The following is a 20,021-nucleotide window of genomic DNA, read 5'->3' on the forward strand; positions in this document are numbered from 1 at the left end:
CCCACCGCATAGCGGGCGCCGGCAGGAGGAAACATGAGCGTGCAAGCCGCCAGCGCGCGGGGCATCGATGCGCCCGCAGGGGACTTCGTCGAACAGACCTACCGCAAAGTGTTCTGGCGGCTCGTGCCGTTCCTGATGCTCTGCTACGTGGTCGCCTATCTCGACCGCGTGAACGTGGGCTTCGCCAAGCTCCAGATGTCCCAGGAGCTGGGCTTCAGCGAGACCGTCTACGGCCTCGGCGCCGGCCTGTTCTTCATCGGCTACTTCCTGTTCGAGGTGCCCTCGAACGTCATCCTGCACCGGGTCGGCGCCCGGGTCTGGATCGCCCGCATCATGATCACCTGGGGCATCATCTCCGCCGGGTTCATGTTCGTGAACTCGGCCACCTCGTTCTACATCATGCGCTTCCTGCTGGGGCTGGCGGAAGCCGGCTTCTACCCGGGCGTGATCCTCTACACGACGACCTGGTTCCCGGCGCATCGCCGCGCCCGGGTGATCGCGGTGTTCATGTCGGCAATTCCCGTCTCGGGCATCTTCGGCAACCCGCTCTCGGGCTGGATCATGGACGCCTTCCACGGCGCCTACGGCCTGTCGGGCTGGCAGTGGATGTTCCTGATCGAGGCGGTGCCGGCCGTGCTGGTGGGCCTCGCGGTGTTCTTCTACCTCGACAACCGCCCGTCCGAGGCCAAGTGGCTGAATCCGGCCGAGCAGCAGGTCATCGAGCGCGACATCGCCGCCGACGGCGCCGGCAAGGAGGCGAGCCCGCACTCCATCGCCACCGTGTTCCGCAACGGCCGGATTTGGTTCATGAGCCTGATCTACTTCGCCTTCGTCACCGGCCAGTACGGCCTGACCTTCTGGATGCCCACCATCGTCAAGGCGTCCGGCATCCAGGGCAACCTGAACATCGGCCTCGTCAGCGCGATCCCGTTCCTGTTCGCGGTGTTCGTGATGATTTTCTTCGGCCGCAGCGCCGACCGGATGCGCGAGCGCCGCTGGCACCTCATCATCCCGGCGCTCTGCGGCGCGGTGGGCTTCGCGGTCGCCGCCAGCACGGGCAGCACCGTGGTCGCCATCGCGGCCCTCGCCGTGGCGGCCGGCGGCGTCCTTACCTGCGCACCGCTGTTCTGGTCGCTGCCCACCGCTTTCTTGAGCGGCGCGGGGGCGGCCGCCGGCATCGCGCTGATCAACTCGGTGGGTAATCTCGCGGGCTTTGCCAGCCCCTACGTGATCGGGGCCCTGCGGGATTCCACCGGCAGCACCTCCGCCGGCATGTACGCGCTGGCCGGCATGCTGGTGATCGGCGCGGTCTGCGTGTTCGTCACACCGAAGCACGTGGTCAACCGCTGAAGGCCGGAGAGCCGGCGGGCCAGCCCCGCCGGCCGCTCCCACCCCGCGCCCCGTCAAACCGCCAAAGGGTCATTCCATGAGCAACTCCCCCACCGCCCAGCGCGCGGCCGTGATCGGCCTCGGCTCCATGGGTGCCGGCATGGCCGGTTCGCTCCTCGGGGCCGGCTTCCAGGTTTCGGCCTGCGACGTGAACCCGGAGGCCGTCGCGCGCTTTGCGGCGAACGGCGGACAGGCGGCGGCGAACCCGGCGGCGGCGGCGGAGGGCGCCGACGTAGTGGTCTGCGTCGTCGTCAACGCCGCCCAGACCGAAGCCGTGCTGTTCGGCCCCGGCGGGGCCGCCGAGACCATGCGGACGGGCGCGGTGTTCGTCTCCTCCGCCACCATGGACCCGGCCATCGCCCGGCGCCTCGCCGCGCGCCTGGAGGAGACGGGGCGCCATTACCTCGACGCGCCGATGAGCGGGGGCGCCGCCCGCGCGGCCACGGGCGAACTCACCTTCCTGGCCTCCGGCACCAAGGCGGCCTTCGACGCGGCCCGCCCGGCGCTCGACGCCATGGCGGGCAAGCTCTACGAGCTCGGTGACGCGGCCGGGCAGGGCGCGGCCTTCAAGATGATCAACCAGCTGCTCGCCGGCGTGCACATCGCCGCCGCCAGCGAAGCGATGAGCTTTGCCGCCAAGCAGGGCCTCGATCTGCGTAAAGTCTACGAGGTCATCACGGCGTCCGCCGGCAATTCCTGGATGTTCGAGAACCGCATGCCGCACGTGCTCGAGGGCGATTACAGCCCGAAGAGCGCGGTCGACATCTTCGTCAAGGATCTGGGCATCGTGCAGGACATGGCGCGGGCGGAGAAGTACCCCGTGCCGGTGGCGGCCGCCGCCTTGCAGATGTTCCTGATGGCCTCGGGCTCCGGCATGGGCCGGGACGACGACGCCTCGGTGGCCCGCCTCTACGCGCAGGTGGCCGGCGTCACCCTGCCGTCGCCCAAGGCCTGAGGGAGGAACCGATGCCGCGCTTTGCCGCCAACCTCACGCTGATGTTCACGGAACACGCCTTCCTCGACCGCTTCGCGGCGGCCGCGGAGGCCGGCTTCACCGCGGTGGAGTTCCTGTTCCCCTACGACCACCCGCCGCAAGCCATCGCCGAGCGCCTGGCCCGGCACGGCCTGACCCAGGCCCTGTTCAACCTGCCGCCGGGCGACTGGGCGGCGGGCGAGCGCGGCCTCGCCGCGCTTCCCGACCGGTTCGCGGAACTCCAGGCGGGCGTCGAGACCGGCCTGACCTACGCCAAGGCCACCGGCGTCGCCCGGCTCCACCTGATGGCCGGCATGGCGAATGCCGCCGACCCCGACGCGCAGGCCGCCTATCGCCGTGCCGTGGCCTGGACCGCCGAGCGCGTGGGCCGAGAGGGCCTCGACCTCGTGCTGGAGCCGATCAACGCCCGCAACATGCCGGGCTACTTCCTCGACGACTTCGATGCGGCGGCAACCCTGATCCGGGACCTGGATCTGCCGAACCTCAAGCTCCAGTTCGACCTCTACCATTGTCAGATCCTGCACGGGGACGTGACCATGCGCCTGCGCGACCTGATGCCGATGGTCGGCCACGTGCAGACCGCGAGCGTGCCCGCCCGGCACGAGCCCGGCACCGGCGAGATGAACGACGCCTTCCTCTTCGCCGAACTCGACCGGCTCGGCTACGCGGGCTTCGTCGGCTGCGAGTACAACCCGGCCGCCGGCACCGAGGCGGGCCTCGGCTGGTTCGCGCCCTACCGCGCATCTCAGGTCGGAGCGAGCACCCGATGAGCCTCGCCCTCGGATCGGTGGCCGACGACTATACCGGCGCCTCGGACCTCGCCAACACCCTGACCAAGGGCGGCCTGCGCACGGTGCAGACCATCGGCATCCCCGCCGCCGACCTCGATCTGGCCGGCGTCGACGCCGTGGTGGTGGCCCTGAAGAGCCGCTCGATTCCCGCCGCCGAAGCGGTGGAGCGTTCGCGCGCGGCCGACACGTGGCTGCGCGGGCGGGGTGCGGCCCACGTCCTGTTCAAGATCTGCTCGACCTTCGATTCCACCGACGCGGGCAATATCGGCCCCGTGATGGACGCCCTGCGGGCCGATGCCGGCGAGGCCATCGCCCTCGTCACTCCCGCCTTTCCGGAGACCGGGCGGACCGTCTACCAGGGCCACCTCTTCGTCGGCGCGGTGCCGCTGAACGAGAGCCCCCTCAAGGACCATCCTCTGAACCCGATGCGGGACGCCAACCTCGTGCGGGTACTCGCCCGCCAGAGCGCGGCGGCCGTCGGCCTGGTGGATTGCGCCACCGTCGCGCGGGGCCCCGAAGCCGTGGCCGCGCGACTCGACGCTCTTGCCGCCGAGGGCATGGGCGCGGCCATCGCGGACGCCGTCGTCGAGACCGACCTCGAAACCCTCGGGGCGGCGGCCCTTCGCCACCGCGTCTCCGTGGGCGCCTCCGGCCTCGGCCTCGGCCTCGCCCGCGCCCTGGTCGCGGCCGGACGGGCCTCGGCCCCCGACAGCGCGGCCGATCTCGGCGCGCCGGTCGGCGGTCTCGCCGCCTGCCTGGCCGGTAGCTGCTCGCAGGCGACGCTCGGCCAGATCGCGGCGGCCGAGGCCCTGATGCCGGTGCGCCGCCTCGATCCCGAGCGGATCCTGGCCGGGGATTCCGAGATCGAGGCCGCGCTCGCCTGGGCCGGCGAACATGTCGGCGCCGGCCCCGTCCTCATCGCCAGCAGCGCCGCGCCCGAGACGGTGCGGGCCCTCCAGGCCCGTCACGGCGGCGACCGGGTCGGCCACGCGCTCGAGGACGCGCTCGCCCGCATCGCGGAAGGCCTGGTGGCGCGGGGCGTGCGCCGCCTCGTGGTGGCGGGCGGCGAGACCTCCGGCGCGGTCGTCGACCGGCTCGGGCTGAAGGCCTTCCGCCTCGGCCCCGAGATCGCCGCCGGGGTGCCGGTGCTGCGCACCCTGGGGCACGGGGCGGCCGGCCCGAGCGATCCCATGCTGCTCGCCCTCAAATCCGGCAATTTCGGCGGCCCCGACTTCTTCTCCCGCGCCCTCGACCTGATGCGCTGAACGCCACCCACGGAGACGGACGACCCATGCACGCTCTCATCCTCGGCGCCGCCGGCATGATCGGCCGGCGCCTCGCCGACGCCCTCGCCACGCAGGGCGACGCCCGCAGCCTCACCCTGGTGGACGTGGTGGAGCCAACCGCGCCGGCGGGCTTCACCGGCCCCGTCGTCACGGCCGCCGCCGACCTCTCCGTGCCCGGTGCGGCGGAAGCCGCACTGATCGGCCGGCCGGACGTCATCTTCCACCTCGCGGCCATCGTCTCGGGGGAGGCCGAGGCCGATTTGGAGAAGGGCTATCGGGTCAACCTCGACGCGACCCGCCTGCTCCTCGACGCGATCCGAAACGCCCACGCGGCGGAAGGCTACCGGCCGCGCGTAGTCTTCACCTCGTCGCTGGCCGTGTTCGGGCCGCCTCTGCCGGGGGTCATCCCCGACGACATGATCCTGACGCCGGCCACCTCCTACGGCACGCAGAAGGCCATGGGCGAGTTGCTGCTGGCCGACTACAGCCGGCGCGGCTTCCTCGACGGCATCGGCCTGCGTCTGCCCACCATCTGCGTGCGGCCGGGCAAGCCGAACAAGGCCGCCTCCGGGTTCTTCTCGGGCATCATCCGCGAGCCGCTGGCCGGCCAGGAAGCAGTCCTGCCGGTGCCCGACACCGTGCGCCACTGGTTCGCCAGTCCACGCTCGGCCACCGAATACCTCCTGCACGCCGCACGCATCGACCTCGGCGCCCTGGGACTGCGCCGCAGCCTGACCATGCCGGGCCTCTCGGCCACCGTGGCCGACGAGATCGAGGCCCTGCGGCGGGTCGCCGGCGACGCCGCCGTGGCGCTGATCCGGCGCGCGCCGGACCCGGCGATCCAGGCCATCGTCGAGACCTGGCCGGAGGCCTTCGACACCCGCCGCGCCCTCGACCTCGGCTTCAAGGCCGACGCCAGCTTCGACGCGCTGGTGGAACTGCACATCGCCGAGACGCAGGGCTGAGCGAAAGGGGCTCGGCGCGGATGGCCCGTCCCTCCCTTTGCGGGGAGGGGACGAGGTCTGAATCCAATCGGATTGACCGTGCGAAGGACTATTCCAGGCTGGGCAGCGGCAATTGGCTGACGTTCCAGGACCGGACATTCAGCTTTGCACCGACTTGGATGATGTATCGGCAAGCCCGCGCGGCGCTTGAGCGAAGCCCGAATCTGCCATCCCGAACGCGATCCCGCAGGGATCGCCGGAAGGGATCAAACAGATTTGGTATCGTTCCTGTGATTTCCCGTTGAACAGGAGTTTCACAGAGGCTGTGGAACTGAAAAACGCGAGCCAAACACGGCGATCGATCGCCGTGCACCAAAAATGCGCATGCACGTGAATTATGTTGCAGATTGCGTTTGACTCGCGCGCACAGGCCACGGAAAAATCTCGTGTTGCTGCGAGGAAATTCCATGCGTTTGTTTTGTACCGCCGTTGCGCTCACGCTGTCGTTCGCGGCACCTGCCTGGGCGAGGAATTTCGCATTCCCCCCATCCAATCCGACAGCCACCGTTTCGATTCCCGACACGTGGAAGACCGAAGCCGTCGAGTACGGGTTCGAAGCCAGATCGCCTGACAACGATGTCTACCTCTCCATCGAAACGGCCTCTGCGAAAGCCATGAACAAAATGCTCGCCGACAACATGGCGTGGATGAAGCGCAACAAGATCAGCGTCACGGGAAAACCGAAGGAGAATGACGTCAATCTGGGTGGTCTCCAGGGCAAGATGCAGGTCTTTCCGGCCAAGGACGAGAACGGCGAGACGCAGGTTATGCTGATCTATGCCGAATCAGACCAGCGCCTCATTTTCATCACGCTGTGGGCATCGGAGGACGAGCAGAAATCGAACGACAAAGACATCAATACGATCATGAACAGCATCAAGACGATTCAGTAGGCGGCCTGCGGCGACAGAACCGTAAGCCTACGCCGAGGGGTCAGGTCTCCTACGGTTTCCGGGTGATGGCTTCGGTCTGCTTGCGCGCGACGCGCTCCCTCTCCTTCGGGAGAGGGACAGGGTGAGGTGTGTGCCCTTTCCGGAGATGGATCACACCTCACCCCAAACCTCTCCCGAAGGAGAGGGGATCCGCGCCAGAACCCGAACGATTCAGCCGGAAATCGTATCACCCCACCACCCGCCCCTCGATCGGGTAGGCCGGGTCGTTGTAGCCCGGCGTCGAGGGGTGGCCCGTGACGACGTGGGCGTCGACCAGGGCCTCGTCCTCGGCCGTGAAGGCGTAGCCGAGCGCGCCCAGATACTCGGCCCACTGCGCCTCCGTGCGCGGCCCGGCGATGACCGCGGTGACGAGGCGGTTGGCCAGCACCCAGTTCACCGCGAACTGCCCCGCCGTCAGGCCGCGCGCCGCCGCATGCGCCTGGAAGGTGCGGGCGATCCTCAGGGATTCCGGCCGCCACTCGGTCTGCATCATGCGGGTGTCCTGGCGGCCGGCCCGGGTGCCCTCGGGGGCGGGGGCGTCGGGGTCGTACTTGGCGGTGAGAACGCCGCGCGCTAGGGGCGAGTAGGGCACCACCCCGAGGCCGTAATGGGCGCAGGCCGGCAGGTGCTCGGTCTCGGGCATCCGGTTGAGGGCGTTGTAGTAGGGCTGGCTCACCACGGGCCGGTCGATGCCGAGTTCGTCGCACAGGCGACAGATCTCGGCCACCCGCCAGGCCCGGTAGTTCGAGACGCCGAAGTAGCGGATCTTGCCCTGGCGCACGAGGTGCGCGATGGCGCCGACCGTCTCGGAGAGCGGCGTCTCGTGGTCCTCCTTGTGGAGGTAGGTGATGTCGATGACGTCGGTGCCGAGGCGTTTCAGGCTGGCCTCGGTGGCGCGCAGCACGTGGGCGCGCGACAGGCCGCGGTCGTTGGGCCCCGGCCCCATCGGGTTGGCGAGCTTGGTGGCGAGCACCCAGGTCTCGCGGTCGGCCCGGATCGCCCGGCCCACCACCTCCTCGGAGCGGCCCTCGTTGTAGGCGTTGGCGGTGTCGAGGAAGTTGATGCCGGCGTCCCGGGCGCTGTCGATGATGCGGCCAGCGGTGGCTTCGTCGGTGGGGCCGCCGAACATCATGGTGCCGAGGCAGAGCGGCGAGACCTTGAGGCCCGAGCGGCCGAGAGTGCGGTACTGCATCGTGGCATGTCCTCCGGGGGCGTTCAGGCCCCGTTCTTGATCCATTGCACCAGACCGGCGGCGGTCCGGAAGTCCTCAAGGGCGTGAACCCGCGCCTCCGGCAGGGCCGCGCGGGCCATGGTGGCGAGGGCGTGGCTGGGGCCGAGCTCCAGCACTTGGGTCGCGCCGAACTCGCGCACGCCCTCCAGGCAGGCAGCCCAGTCCAGGGTGTGCGAGATCTGCGCGGCGAGCTTAGGCAACCCCGCCTCCGGGCGGAACACCGCCGCCCCATCGAGGCCGCTGAGGAGGCGCGGGCTCGGGCGCGGCGGGGTCGCCAGGGGCGCCGCGTCGAGGTGGTCCCGGAAGGCCTCGGAGGCCCGCGCGAGCAGCGGCGTGTGCGAAGGAATGTGGACGGGCAGGCGCACCGCCCGCGCCGCACCCGCCGCCAGGGCCTGCGCGCAGAGGGCGTCCAGCGCCGCGACGGCGCCGCCCACCACCACGCTGTCGGTGGCGTTGCGGATCGCCGGATGGCAGGCATGGGCCTCGGCCATGGCGAAGGCCCGCGCGGCGGGCAGGCCGCGCAGGCCGGCGAGGCCGTAGTCGGGGCCGGCCGCCGCATCCATCGCCTCGGCGCGGGCGGCGGCGAGCCGCAGCACCGTCTCGGGCGCGAACAGGCCGGCGCAGCCGAAGGCCGCGAGATCGCCGATGCTGTAGCCCACCACCACGCAGCGGGCGGGCCGCGCCGCCCGCACCAGGGTCCAGGCACTGAGCCCGGCGACGCAGCACAGGATCTGCCCGGTGCGGTTGGCGTGCAGGTCCGCCCCGGAATGCACGAGGTCGCGGGGGTCGCGGCCGAGGAGGGGGGTCGCGGCCGCGAAGACGCCCTCCGCCTCCGGCAGATCGGCGGTGAGCTCGAACATCTTAGGGTGCTGGCCGCCCTGGCCGGAGAGCAGGACCGCGAGGGTCAAGAGTGTTCCGGGGTCATGGCCGCTCCCAGGCGTCGACGAACAGCGTCATGGCGAGGAGGTCGGCCGCCCCGCCGGGGCTGAGGCGGCGGGCGACGAAGGCCCGGTGCAGGTCTTCCGCCCGCGCGAACCAGTCGTCCCGGGCAATGCCGCCCTCGGCGACGAAGCGGGCGGCTTCCCCCCGCGCGAAGGCATACCCCTCCGGGCCGCCGCGATGAAGGAGGTTGGTGTCCTCGAGGGTCGCGACGAGGGCGAGGCAGGCCTCCACCCGCGCGGCTTGCGGCGCCCCGGGGCGGGCGGCACGGGCCCGGCGCAGGGCGGGCAGGCCGGTGCCGTAGAGGCTCGGAAAGCCAGCCGCCGCCTCGGCCGGCGCGCCCCCGACCCCGTGGCGCCGCCGCGCCCGCGCGCCCGGCGCGTGCAGCAGTTCGGGGCCGTCCAGGATGGCGTCGGCGTAGCGCGCGCGGACATGGGCGCCGAGACCGCCGGCCGGGGGGCGAGGCCCGAGGGCGCCGGCGGCGGCGCTGAGGAGGCCGAGGCCGAAGATGGCGCCCCGGTGGGTGTTCACGCCCCCCGTGGCCGCCCGCATCGCGGATTCCGCCGCCAGACCGATGCGGCGCAGATGCGCCATCCCGGCCCCGGCGGCCCCTGCGGCGGCGAGATCCGCGAAGAAGGGCGCCAGGGCGGCGGCACTCGCCCGGAAGGTGCTCGCATCCATGTCCGCATGGCTGCCGCTGTCCACGTGGCTGACGAGGCCGGGCTTGGGATAGGTGGCGAGTTCGCGCTGCAGACAGCGCGTGGCGAGGCGTGCGATCCGCTCCGCCGGACGGGCGTCCCGTGCGGGCGTCCGGGTCTCCGGCAGGACGGCGGGGACTGGGCGGGCTGCGGGCAGCGGCATGGCTCAGGCCGCCGGCGGCAGGACGGCGTCGAGGGCCGAGACCGGCCGGAGTTCCAGCCGGTCCAAGCCCTTGGCCAGGACCGCGTCGTCGGGTCCGGCCGCGTGCCATTCGCGCCAGTTCACCGCGAAACCGTCGGGCAGGGCGATCTCGCCGTCGAGGTTCATCGGCGCCCCCGCGGCGATTCCGGCGAGGCCGTCGCGGAAGGCCCGGTCGACCGGGCCGGGCCAGAGAAGGTCGAGATCGGAGGTGGCCGAGAGATAGGGCAGATTCGTGAGCGCCTGCCAGAGCAGGCCGCCGAACACGCGGGGCATACGGCCATACGCGGCCCCGTGCGCCAGGAGCGCGTCGAGGGTCGGCTGCCACGCGGCGGGCGCGCTCCCGCGTGCCTGCGCCAGGGTCACGCCGGAATGCGGGCGTACAGCCCCGGGCGGCAGCGCGAGGCCGATGCGGCGCTTGCCGAGGCTGGGCGGCAGCGGCAGCCCGGCCGGAACCAGGGCGGCATCCTCGCCGGGCACGCGGCGGCGCACGATCACGGGCCAGCCGCGCGCGGTCCAGTCGACGAGGTGGGGTATCCCGTCGAGGTCGGGCCGCCCAGCGAGGAGCGCATCCCACGCGGCGGGCGCCACGGTGAGCAGGTCGTGGCGCGCGAAATCACGCACCCTGCGCCTCGCGCACCACCACGCCCTGCACCTCGCCCACCACCCGGGCGGCGATGTCGCGGGCGACCGGACGCCCGCCCCGCGCGAGGCCCAGGGCGTCGCGGGTGTCGTCCGCCGGGCTCTCCGCGATCAGGGCGCCGACCTGGGGACCAAGGGGCTTGTCCGGGTCGAGGACCACCTGCACGGCGCCGGTCTGGACCATGTTGTCGAGGCCGGGGGCGAAGACCGGGGTCGAGCGGGCCATGGCCTGGAGCGTCTCCAGGGGCAGCTTGGTGACGCGGGCGACCGAGGGCAGGTCCATCACGCTCGGATGGGCGCCGGGGAGCGCCGCGAGCACGCGGGTGGCCAGCGCGGTGGCGATGAAGGCGCCGGCGGCGCTGTGGCCGTAGAGCAGGCCGACGGTCGGATGGCCTTGCGCGTCCGCCAGCAGGAGCGCCTTGGCGAGATGCGCGAGGTACTCGTTGAGGCCGAGGAGTTCGTCGCGCCGGCTCATGCGCTGGCTGTCGGAATCGATCAGCACCAGGATCGGCGTGGCGCCGCCCGCCCGCACCACGTCGAGGACGCGGCCCGCGAGGTGGCAAGCCCCCTCGATCCCGAGGGCCGTATCGCCGTCGATGCCGATCACCGCGAGGCGCCCGCCGTTCAGGGGCCCGTCGCCGGTGATCAGGCCGTCCGCCAGCGTGACGGCGTGCCCCTCCGGGAAGAGCGAGGCCAGGATGGCGTCGAGGGGCATCTTATCGGGCATGGTGCGGCCCCTCCGGCAGGCGGTCGAGCAGGGCGTCGAAGGCCTCGGTGGTCAGGCCCGGCACGGCGGTGGGGTCGTCGACGCCCAGCCGCCCCCAGATCTCGGTGGCGTCGGTGCAATCGCCGAAGCGGTCGAGGCGGGCCTCCAGCCGGGCCTGCTCGGCCTCGAGCGTCGCGAGGTCGAAGGCCGGGGCGGCCGGAATCGCCGCCAGCGCCGCGGCGCGAAAGGCCCCGATCGTATCGTCCACGAAGGCGTCGGCCGCGCCCAGCAGGCGCCGGTGCTTGCCGCCCATGGTGCGCCAGACGAGGGCCCGGTCGCGGGAGTCGAATTCCTCGGCGCCCCGGTTGGTCTCGATCACCTCGGGGCCGGAGACGCTGAGGCGTCCGCCCTCGGAGATGACGAGGCGCGCGCAGGTGCCGGCGACGAGGCCGCCGCCGCCGTAGCAGCCGGCCCGGCCGCCGATGAGGCCGATCACCGGGATGCCGGCTGCCCGCGCGATCGCGATCGCCCGCATGATCTCCGCGATGGCGGTCTCGCCCGCATTGGCCTCCTGCAGGCGCACGCCCCCGGTGTCGAACAGGATCAGCACTGCGGCGGGCTTGAGGTGAAGTGCGGCCCGCAGCAGGCCCACGAGCTTGGCCCCGTGGATCTCGCCGAAGGCGCCGCCCATGAAGCGGCCCTCCTGGGCGGCGACGAGCACGGGTTGCGCTTCGAGCAGGCCGTGCCCGACGATCATGCCGTCGTCGAAGGCGCGCGGCAGGTCGAAGAGCGGCAGGTGCGGGCTCATCATCCGCTGCTCGGGGCCGATGAACTCCTGGAAGCTGTCCGCGTCGAGGAGGCCGGCGAGGCGGGCGCGGGCACTCGCCTCGTACCAGCTCTGGTCGAGGGGCGCGGCGGAGAGGGTGACCGGCTTCCACTCCATCACGGCATCTCCATCAGGCGGGCGCCCTGGGCGAGGCGCAGGGACACGGTGTCGGGGCGGGCGCCCCCGTCGTTGATGGTGATGGTCAAGCCCCCGGGCTGCCGGCGGGCTACGAAATCCGCCACCACCGCGGCCCAGACCTCGGCGTAGCCGTTGATGGCAGTGTCGATCTCGAACGCGCAGATGTCCGGCGCGAGGTTGCGTTCCAGCAGCACCTCGAGGTTGCCGGAGGCGACGACCCCGGTGATCGCGCTGGCCTTCGCGCCGGGGAGCGCCTTCTGGGTGGTGTGGCGGAAGCTCAGCTTCTCCATGATTGGAAAATCCCTCACCAGTTCCGGAACTTGGCCGGCGGCTCGTAGAGCCCGCCCGACCAGTGCACGAGGTCCTTGATCGAGCGCGCGGCGAGCAGCGAACGGTCGGCGTCGAGGGGCTCGATGCCGAGATCCTCCGGCCTGCGGATGATGCCCCGCGCCCGCAGGCGCTCGACCTCGGCGTGGTCGCGGCCGCGGCCCACCTCGGTGTAGCCGGCGACCCCACGGATCGCCTGCTCGCGCTCGTCCAGGGTCCGGCACAGCAGCAGGTTGGCGATGCCCTCTTCGGTGACGATGTGGGTAACGTCGTCGGCGTAGACCATCACGGGGGCGAGTTCGAGGTTGAGTTTCTTCGCGAGTTCGAGGGCGTCGAGGCGCTCCACGAAGGCCGGCACCAGCTTGTCGCCGAAGGTCTCGACGAGCTGCACCACGAGTTTTCGCCCACGCCGGAGCGCCGGGTCCCCGGTACCGCCGGCCTCGCGCCCGGCCTTCATCCAGGTGTCGGAGGGGTGGCGCCGCCCATGCGGGTCCGAGCCCATGTTCGGCGCGCCACCGAAGCCCGCGACGCGGTTCGTCGTGACGGTGGAGGAGTGCCCCTGGAGGTCGATCTGCAGGGTCGAGCCGATGAACAGGTCGCAGGCGTAGAGCCCCGCCGTCTGGCAGAAGGCGCGGTTCGAGCGCAAGCTGCCGTCGGAGCCCGTGAAAAACACATCCGGACGGGCGCGGATATACTTGTCCATGCCCACTTCGGAGCCGAAGCAGTGGATCTGGCTGACCCAGCCGGATTCGATGGCCGGAATCAGGCTCGGATGCGGGTTGAGCGCCCAGTGCGTCGCGATTTTGCCCTTGAGGCCGAGGCGCTCCGCATAGGTCGGCAGCAGGAGTTCGATCGCCGCCGTGCCGAAGCCGATGCCGTGGTTGAGGCGGCGGATGCCGTATTCGGCGTAGATGCCCTTGATCGCCATCATGGCCATCAGGATCTGCGTTTCGGTCACGGCACCGGGATCGCGGGTGAAAAGCGGCTCCACGTAGAACGGCTTGTCGGCCTCGACCACGAAGTCGACCCGGTCGCCGGGGATGTCGACGCGGGGCACCCGGTCGACGATCGCGTTCACCTGCGCCACCACCACGCCGTTCTTGAAGGCGGTCGCCTCCACCACGGTGGGCGTGTCCTCGGTGTTGGGGCCCGTATAGAGGTTGCCGTCCCGGTCGGCCGAGACGCCCGCGATCAGGGCCACGTTCGGCGTCAGGTCGATGAAGTAGCGCGCGAAGAGTTCGAGGTAGGTGTGCACCGCCCCGAGCTCGATCTGGCCACCATAGAGCATCTTCGCGATGCGGCCGCCCTGGGGCCCGGAATACGAGTAGTCGAGCCGCTTCGCGATGCCCTGCTCGAAGATGTCGAGGTGCTCGGGCAGGACGATGCCCGACTGCACCATGTGCAGATCGTGGACCCGGGCCGGGTCGCAGGCCGAGAGGCCCCGGGCGAGGCAGTCGGCCTGCTTCTGGTTGTCGCCCTCCAGGCAGACCCGGTCGCCGGGCTGAAGGATCGCTTCGAGGAGGTCGACGACCCGGGCCGCCGGCACCACCTTGCCGTCGGCATGCACCCGTGCCCGTTCGAGGCGCGCCTCGCGGGCGGTGCGTTCCTGGCACCAATCCGTCATCCCGTCCGCTCCCTCGTTCGCCCCCCCGCGTATACGGTTCGGGGCCATCGACGCCTCACGACATGCCGAGGCCGGCACTTATACCCAATCAGTATTCAAAATTGCGTATTTGTCAATCATCAGTATACTGAACTCAATTAAAAACGAATCGCCGGATACCCAGGAGGGACGCCCCATGCCCCGTGCATTCCGAACGCCATGCCCGACAACGCGGAGACACGCCCGATGACCATCTTCGGCGTCGCACTCCTCGCGCTCTGCACGCTGATCGGCGTGTTCCTCGGCGACCTCCTGGGCGTCGCCCTCGGGGTGAAGGCCAATGTCGGTGGCGTCGGCCTCGCCATGATCCTGCTCATCGCCGCCCGCTCCTGGCTCCTCGCCCGAGGCAAGCTCGGCGGCGGGATCAAGCTCGGGGTCGAGTTCTGGTCCACCATGTACATCCCCATCGTGGTGGCGATGGCGGCACAGCAGAACGTGGTGGCGGCCGTGCGCGGCGGGCCCATCGTGCTCATCGCCGCCACGGTCTCGCTGCTGCTCTGCTTCGCCTGCGTCGCCCTGCTCGGCCGCTTCGGGCGACGCGAGCCGGGGGAGGACGCGCAGGTCCGCCACGGCGGCGACGTCATCGGCGGCGGCGACGCTTCGGCCCAAGCCCGCCCGGCGGAGAAGGTGTGATCCCATGCTGCACATGATCGAACACGTCTTCGTCGAGCAGAACCTGGTGGCCGCCTTCGCGGTGGTGGGCGCCCTGATGCTGGTCTCGAAGGTCGCCAGCCGCTGGCTCACCGCCGGCCGGGTCCACGGCTCGGCCATCGCCATCGTGCTGGGGCTGGGGCTCGCCTACGTGGCCGGCCTCTATACGGGCGGCCAGAAGGGGGTCGCCGACCTGCCGGTCTTCGCCGGGATCGGCCTGATGGGCGGGGCGATGCTGCGCGACTTCGCCATCGTGGCCACCGCCTTCGAGGTCGACGTGGTGGAGGCGCGCCGCGCCGGCCTCCTCGGCGTGCTGGCGCTCGCGCTCGGCACCGTGATCCCCTTCATCGTCGGGGCGCTCACGGCGGTCGCTTTCGGCTATACCGACGCGGTCAGCATCACGACGATCGGGGCTGGGGCCGTCACCTACATCGTCGGGCCGGTGACGGGGGCGGCGCTGGGCGCGGATTCGGCCGTGATGGCGCTCTCCATCGCCACCGGCGTCACCAAGGCCGTGATGGTCATGGTCGGCACGCCGCTCGTCGCCAAGCTCATCGGCCTGGACAACCCGCGCTCCGCCATGGCCTTCGGGGGTCTGATGGGTACGGTGAGCGGCGTCGCCGGAGGGCTCGCCGCCACGGATCCGAAGCTCGTGCCCTACGGCGCGCTGACGGCGACCTTCCACACCGGCATCGGCTGCCTCGTCGGTCCCTCGCTGTTCTACCTCACGGTGCGGGCCATCGTGGGATGACGGACGGGGTGTCGCGCGTCCTGGGAGGGACAAGGATCATGGACGAGGGCGGAATGGACGAGCAGGGGACGGAGCGCGGGCTCCTGTCGGACCAGATCCGCAACGCGCTCACGGACGAGATCGCGGCCGGGCGGCTCGCCGCCGGCACCGCCCTCGACGAGCAGGATCTGGCCGACCGCTTCGGCGCCTCGCGCACCCCCGTGCGGGAAGCCCTGCGCCAGCTCGCCTTCAACGGGCTGGTGGAGTTGCGCCCGCGCCGGGGGGTCGTGGTCACGCGCATGACCCCTGAGCGGATCATGGACATGTTCGAGACCACCGCCGAGTTCGAGGCGATGTGCGTGCGGCTCGCCACCTACCGGATGACCCCCCTGGAGCGCAGCCACCTGATGGATCTGCACGCGCGCTCCGGTGACGTGGTCGCGGCCGGCGACGTCGACGCCTACGACGCCCTCAACCGCAGCTTCCACGAGGCCCTCTACGGGGCCACCCACAACGGCTTCCTCAAGGAGCAGGCGCTGGCGCTGCGGACCCGCCTGTCGAGCTTCCGCCGGACCCAGCTGCGCCAGGGCGAGCGCATCCTGCGTTCGCGGGCGGAACACGGCGCCATCCTGGCGGCGATCGCCGAAGGGGACGGCGAGGCGGCGGCCAAGCGCATGCGCGCCCACATGCTCAACGCGGCCAGCGCCCTGCGCCACTTCATCGAGGCCCACGCGGAGGCCCGCCCGGACGCATGATGCGTCACGCGCATGCAACACGGCTCGACCGCCGAGAGAACTGCGCTCGGCACATGCATCGCGTGCCAAAGCGCACGCCGGCCCGGCCGGAGCGCTCCTATATCGAGATCGTACCAAGAAGAACGGCCCCCGGACATCCTGGATCGGATCCTCGGATGCTTGACGGTGACCGACCTGTACATCTGGATACTCGAATCATGAACGTCCGTCTTGCTTCCGCCGCCGCCGCCCTGGTCCTCACCCTCGGCGCTCCCGTCTCGTCCGCCCTCGCGCAGAGCTACAACGCCCCGGCCGGCATCCCCGCCGCCACCGCGCCCGGCAGCCGCGCCGTCGGCTATTACGACGACGTGACGACCGGCTCGATCGGCCGCCGCTCGGACGACTCGGCCAAGGAAGGCAATGCCGAGCAGAACGACAAGCCGACCGCCAATTACGGCACCACCTCGGGTGGCCCGGCCTACTGAGGCCCGGTACGACCTGAGCTGACGACGGCGGGGCGCGAGCCCCGCCGTTTTCATGTCTGGGGGGCGCTTCAGCGCGCGAGGTAGTCGGTCAGCGTCATGCCGAACAGGATCGCGACCCAGAAGAAGCCGAGTCCGGCGAACAGCCGCACCAGGGGCCGCTCGTGGCGGACCTCCATCGACACCAGGACGATGATCGCCGCCATGGCGGCCACCACCGCGAGTTCGACGAGCCAGACCTGCTCGAAGGGCCGCGTCGCCCCAAGGCCCACATTGACGGCGAGCAGCGCCAGCAACGCCAGGAAGGTGCGCACCGGCACGCGCAGGCGGCTCCACAGGAGGGCGCGGTCCTTCGCGTCGAGGGCGGGACGAGGATTGCGCATCGCGACGCCGCCTACCGGTTGACCACGTAGAGCACCGGGAAGGCGATGATCCAGATCAGGTCGATGAAGTGCCAGTACAGGCCGTAGACCTCGATCCAGTTCTGGTGCCGCTGCAGGAAGCCCGGGCGCGACGCCTTCCAGGTGAGCCCGACGAGGATGGCGATGCCGGTCAACAGGTGGACCGCGTGGAGCGCGGTGGCCACGTAGTAGAGGTTGACGAAGAGACGCGTGGCCGGCTGCTCGGCGAGCGCGTAGGGCCGGCGCGCCAGGAAGGGCATCATGTGCTCTTCGTAATCGGCGTAATACTCATAGCCCTTCAGCACCAGGAACAGCGCGCCGAGGCTCGCGGTGGCGACGAGGCAGCCGACCATCATCCGCTGCCAGCCCAGCCGCGAGAGCTCGATGGCCGCCGACATGGTCAGGCTGGAGCAGAGCAGCACCACGGTGTTGGCCGCCCCGATCCAGAACTTGAGGTGGCCGGCGGCCGCCTGCACCGCCTCCGGGTGGAGCAGGCGCAGGATCAGCGCCGTGAGGAAGAGGCCCGCGAACAGCAGCAATTCGGTGAGCAGCCAGGCCCACATGCCGAGCGTCGCGGCGTGGCGCTGCTGGCCGATTGTGGCGAAGTGCTCGGCGCGGGTCATGCCGACGGGCCCGGCTGCGGCGGGGTCGGCGCTCACGTGTGCTGCCTCCCGGTCTCCGGAGCCTGGATCGGGTAGTCGTAGGGCACCTCCGGCACCCGCGGCACCCCGGCGAAATTGTGGGGCGGCGGCGGGGAGGCGGTCTCCCATTCCAGCCCCTTGGCGTCCCAGGGGTTTCCGGGCGCGCGGCGCCCGAACCAGAGGGAATGGACGAGGTAGACCATCGGGAAGAGGTAGCCGGCCGCCAGGATGGTCGAGCCCGCCGAGGAGAGCACGTTGAGGAGCTGGAATTCCGGCGGGTAGGTCGCGTAGCGCCGCGGCATCCCGAGGTAGCCGAGGATGAATTGCGGAAAGAAGGTGACGTTGAAGCCGATGAAGATGAACAGCGCCGAGATCCGGCCCCAGGGCTCGCTGTACATCCGCCCGGTGATCTTCGGCCACCAGAAGTGCAGGCCACCGAGGAAGGCCAGCACCGTCCCGCCGACCATGATGTAGTGGAAATGCGCCACGACGAAGTAGGTGGCGTGGATGTGCTGGTTGATGGCCAGGGTCGCGAGGTAGAGCCCGGTGAGGCCGCCGAGCACGAACAGGCCGATATAGCCCATGGCGTACAGCATCGGGGTGTCGAGGCGCAAAGACCCCTTATGGATGGTCGCGGTCCAGTTGTAGACCTTCACCGCCGAGGGCACGGCCACCGCGAAGGACAGGGCCGAGAAGGCGAGCGAGGCGAGGTCACTCTGCCCGTTGACGAACATGTGGTGGCCCCAGACGAAGAACGTCACGGAGGCCAGGCCGATGGCCGCGTAGGCCACGAAGCGGTAGCCGAAGAGCTTCTTCTGGGCGAAGGCCGGCACGATCTCGGAGATCACGCCCATGCCCGGCAGCACCATGATGTACACGGCCGGGTGCGAGTAGAACCAGAACAGGTGCTGGAACAGCACCGGGTCGCCGCCATAGGCGGGGTCGAACACGCCGACATGGAAGGCGCGCTCGGCGATGAGCAGGATCAGCGCCAGGGTGATGACGGGCGTCGCCAGCAGGAAGATCAGGCTGGTGGCGTAGTGCGTCCAGACGAAGATCGGCAGGCGGAACCAGGTCATGCCGGGCGCCCGCATGGTGTGGATGGTGACGACGAAGTTCAGCCCCGTCAGGATCGAGGAGAAGCCCACGATGGTGACGCCGATCAGCGCCGGCAGCACCCAGGTGTTCGAGAAGGCGGTGGAGAGGGGCGCGTAGAAGGTCCAGCCGGTGTCGACGCCCCCCAGCACCACCGCCGCGAGGGTGAAGAGCGCCCCCGTCATGAAGACGTACCAGCTCGCGAGGTTGAGCTTCGGAAAGGCGAGGTCCTTGGCCCCGATCATCAGCGGGATCAGGAAGTTGCCGAAGGTCGCGGGGATCGACGGGATCAGGAAGAACCACACCATCACCACGCCGTGGATGGTGAAGGCCTTGTTGTAGGTGTCGTTGGTCATGATCGCGCCGTCGGGCACGACCAGCGCCAGGCGCACGAAGCCGGCCGCCACCGCGCCGACGACGAAGAAGGCGGTGATGCTGGCCAGATACAGGAGCGCGATGCGCTTGTGGTCGGTGGTGAGGAACCACGAGCGCAGGGTCGATTGCGCGTGGAGGTAGTCGTCGGGCCGGTCGAGGGTCGGGGACGGGGTGTGGGGGTCGCGGGCGGCGGCCTCGCCCTGCAGGGAGCCGGCGCTGCTCATCGGGTCTCTCCGTCCGCGACGCGGTGATAGGATTTCAGGTAGCCCACGAGGCGGTCGAGGTCGTCGGCCGGGATCACGCCGGCAAAGCTCGGCATCACCTGCTTGCCGCCCCCGGCGAGCCGGTTGGCATTGGGGTTGAGGATCTTGGCGCGGATGTAATCCGCGTCCGCCGTGATCGTGCGCCCGTCGGCGAGGTGGACGGCGCGGCCGTAGAGCCCGGCCAGGGCGGGGGCCTTCACCCCCGCCACCGCGCCGTCGTGGCAGCCGGCGCAGCCGTAGGATTCGTAGATGGCGCGGCCCGCCGCCACGTTCGATTGCTGCGCGCCCCCGTGGGTCAGCCAGTCCTGGTAGGCGGCCTGGGTCATCAGAGTGAGGTTGCCGTCCATCACCGAGTGGTCGGTGCCGCAATATTCCGAGCAGTAGAGCCGGTATGTCCCGGTGCGGTCGGCCTTGAACCAGATCTCGGTCGTCCGGTCGGGCAGGGCGGCGATCTGCAGGCGCAGCGCCGGCAGGTAGAGGGCGTGGATCACGTCCTGGCTGGTGATGCGGATGCGCACCGGCTGGTCGATGGGCAGGTGCAGGTCGTTGATCTCGGACTGCCCGGTGGGGTGCTGGAACTTCCACATCCATTGCCGGCCCACCGCCTCCACCACCATGGCGTCGGGCGGCGGATGGCGGGAATCGATGAAGAGCTTGGCGCCCCAGCCGAAGAAGAACAGCGTCAGCACGTAGGGGATCAGCATCCAGCTGATCTCGATGAGGACGCTGCGGCGCCCGTCGGTGGTGCGGTCGGCGACCTCGCCCTGCCGGTAGCGCAGGGCGAAGTAGGTGATGGCAAGGAAGACCGGCACCGTGAGGAGCAGGGTCAGCACCGTGAAGCCGAGGATGATGTGGTCGGTCTCGACGGCCGTGGCGGAGGCGGC

22 protein-coding genes are annotated in these 20,021 nt (G+C 70.6%); 10 read left to right on the forward strand and 12 right to left on the reverse strand.

The genetic code is table 11. The features are described 5' to 3' along the window. Positions 1-33: 33 nt before the first annotated feature. The 6 genes from MFF30_RS16400 (at position 34) to MFF30_RS16425 (ending at position 6,357) form a co-directional block, all read left to right on the forward strand. Entirely contained in the window at positions 34-1,350 is a 1,317-nt protein-coding gene (locus MFF30_RS16400; RefSeq protein ID WP_238280552.1) for an MFS transporter, read from the forward strand. A 76-nt stretch (positions 1,351-1,426) separates the two neighbouring features. Continuing rightward, the gene (ltnD, locus tag MFF30_RS16405) at positions 1,427-2,344 is read left to right on the forward strand and encodes an L-threonate dehydrogenase (protein WP_238280553.1); all 918 of its coding nucleotides are present in this window, start codon (positions 1,427-1,429) and stop codon (positions 2,342-2,344) included. A gap of 11 nt (positions 2,345-2,355) precedes the next feature. After that, entirely contained in the window at positions 2,356-3,153 is a 798-nt protein-coding gene (gene otnI, locus MFF30_RS16410) for a 2-oxo-tetronate isomerase (RefSeq protein ID WP_238280554.1), read from the forward strand. Further along, positions 3,150-4,439, forward strand: coding sequence for a 3-oxo-tetronate kinase (otnK, locus tag MFF30_RS16415; protein ID WP_238280555.1), 1,290 nt, complete (start codon positions 3,150-3,152; stop codon positions 4,437-4,439). The genes otnI and otnK overlap by 4 nt, the downstream gene beginning before the upstream one ends. Before the next feature lie 26 nt (positions 4,440-4,465). Next, entirely contained in the window at positions 4,466-5,425 is a 960-nt protein-coding gene (gene denD, locus MFF30_RS16420) for a D-erythronate dehydrogenase (protein WP_238280556.1), read from the forward strand. A 446-nt stretch (positions 5,426-5,871) separates the two neighbouring features. Continuing rightward, a complete protein-coding gene (locus tag MFF30_RS16425; protein WP_238280557.1) occupies positions 5,872-6,357 on the forward strand; it encodes a hypothetical protein in 486 nt (161 codons plus the stop codon). Positions 6,358-6,583: 226 nt separating this feature from the next. On the opposite strand, the gene MFF30_RS16430 is transcribed toward MFF30_RS16425, so the two are convergent. The 8 genes from MFF30_RS16430 to mdcA are packed head-to-tail and all read right to left on the reverse strand — an operon-like array spanning position 6,584 to position 13,726. Then, positions 6,584-7,588: an aldo/keto reductase gene (locus tag MFF30_RS16430; RefSeq protein ID WP_238280558.1), complete on the reverse strand. Its 1,005-nt coding sequence runs from the start codon at positions 7,586-7,588 to the stop codon at positions 6,584-6,586. Between the two features lie 23 nt (positions 7,589-7,611). Continuing rightward, a complete protein-coding gene (locus tag MFF30_RS16435) occupies positions 7,612-8,535 on the reverse strand; it encodes an acyltransferase domain-containing protein (RefSeq protein WP_238280559.1) in 924 nt (307 codons plus the stop codon). A 13-nt stretch (positions 8,536-8,548) separates the two neighbouring features. Continuing rightward, positions 8,549-9,427 (reverse strand): triphosphoribosyl-dephospho-CoA synthase MdcB, encoded by an 879-nt coding sequence (mdcB, locus tag MFF30_RS16440; RefSeq protein ID WP_238280560.1) that lies wholly within the window; start codon positions 9,425-9,427, stop codon positions 8,549-8,551. Between the two features lie 3 nt (positions 9,428-9,430). After that, entirely contained in the window at positions 9,431-10,087 is a 657-nt protein-coding gene (gene mdcG / locus MFF30_RS16445) for a malonate decarboxylase holo-[acyl-carrier-protein] synthase (protein ID WP_238280561.1), read from the reverse strand. Next, positions 10,080-10,820 carry a biotin-independent malonate decarboxylase subunit gamma gene (mdcE, locus tag MFF30_RS16450; RefSeq protein ID WP_238280574.1) on the reverse strand — a complete coding sequence of 247 codons (741 nt, stop codon included), beginning with the start codon at positions 10,818-10,820 and terminating at the stop codon, positions 10,080-10,082. The genes mdcG and mdcE overlap by 8 nt, the downstream gene beginning before the upstream one ends. Before the next feature lies 1 nt (position 10,821). Beyond that, complete coding sequence (locus MFF30_RS16455; RefSeq protein WP_238280562.1) at positions 10,822-11,754, reverse strand: biotin-independent malonate decarboxylase subunit beta; 933 nt, start codon at positions 11,752-11,754, stop codon at positions 10,822-10,824. Beyond that, positions 11,754-12,065: a malonate decarboxylase acyl carrier protein gene (gene mdcC / locus MFF30_RS16460; protein ID WP_238280563.1), complete on the reverse strand. Its 312-nt coding sequence runs from the start codon at positions 12,063-12,065 to the stop codon at positions 11,754-11,756. Before mdcC ends, MFF30_RS16455 begins: the two co-directional genes overlap by 1 nt. Positions 12,066-12,079: 14 nt before the next feature. Beyond that, complete coding sequence (gene mdcA, locus MFF30_RS16465; RefSeq protein ID WP_238280564.1) at positions 12,080-13,726, reverse strand: malonate decarboxylase subunit alpha; 1,647 nt, start codon at positions 13,724-13,726, stop codon at positions 12,080-12,082. A gap of 225 nt (positions 13,727-13,951) precedes the next feature. Here mdcA and madL point away from each other — a divergent pair, with 225 nt between their 5' ends. From madL to MFF30_RS16485, 4 genes are all read left to right on the forward strand, one after another. Next, entirely contained in the window at positions 13,952-14,398 is a 447-nt protein-coding gene (gene madL, locus MFF30_RS16470; RefSeq protein ID WP_238280565.1) for a malonate transporter subunit MadL, read from the forward strand. A gap of 4 nt (positions 14,399-14,402) precedes the next feature. Continuing rightward, on the forward strand, positions 14,403-15,167 hold the full coding sequence (gene madM, locus MFF30_RS16475) for a malonate transporter subunit MadM (RefSeq protein ID WP_238280566.1): 765 nt from the start codon (positions 14,403-14,405) through the stop codon (positions 15,165-15,167). A 38-nt stretch (positions 15,168-15,205) separates the two neighbouring features. Beyond that, entirely contained in the window at positions 15,206-15,901 is a 696-nt protein-coding gene (locus MFF30_RS16480; RefSeq protein ID WP_238280567.1) for a GntR family transcriptional regulator, read from the forward strand. Between the two features lie 197 nt (positions 15,902-16,098). Further along, on the forward strand, positions 16,099-16,365 hold the full coding sequence (locus MFF30_RS16485; protein WP_238280568.1) for a hypothetical protein: 267 nt from the start codon (positions 16,099-16,101) through the stop codon (positions 16,363-16,365). 68 nt (positions 16,366-16,433) lie between these two features. Here MFF30_RS16485 and MFF30_RS16490 read toward each other — a convergent pair whose 3' ends face one another. The 4 genes from MFF30_RS16490 to coxB form a co-directional block, all read right to left on the reverse strand. After that, positions 16,434-16,745 carry a cytochrome C oxidase subunit IV family protein gene (locus tag MFF30_RS16490; RefSeq protein WP_238280569.1) on the reverse strand — a complete coding sequence of 104 codons (312 nt, stop codon included), beginning with the start codon at positions 16,743-16,745 and terminating at the stop codon, positions 16,434-16,436. Between the two features lie 11 nt (positions 16,746-16,756). Beyond that, positions 16,757-17,422, reverse strand: a complete 666-nt coding sequence (locus MFF30_RS16495; RefSeq protein ID WP_238280570.1) for a cytochrome c oxidase subunit 3 — start codon at positions 17,420-17,422, stop codon at positions 16,757-16,759. Further along, a complete protein-coding gene (locus MFF30_RS16500) occupies positions 17,419-19,098 on the reverse strand; it encodes a cytochrome c oxidase subunit I (protein ID WP_238280571.1) in 1,680 nt (559 codons plus the stop codon). The genes MFF30_RS16495 and MFF30_RS16500 overlap by 4 nt, the downstream gene beginning before the upstream one ends. After that, positions 19,095-20,021 (reverse strand): cytochrome c oxidase subunit II (coxB, locus tag MFF30_RS16505; protein WP_238280572.1); only part of this gene is annotated, 927 nt, incomplete at its 5' end. The genes MFF30_RS16500 and coxB, both read right to left, overlap by 4 nt.

This window comes from Methylobacterium goesingense (assembly GCF_022179225.1).
GTDB lineage: Bacteria > Pseudomonadota > Alphaproteobacteria > Rhizobiales > Beijerinckiaceae > Methylobacterium > Methylobacterium goesingense.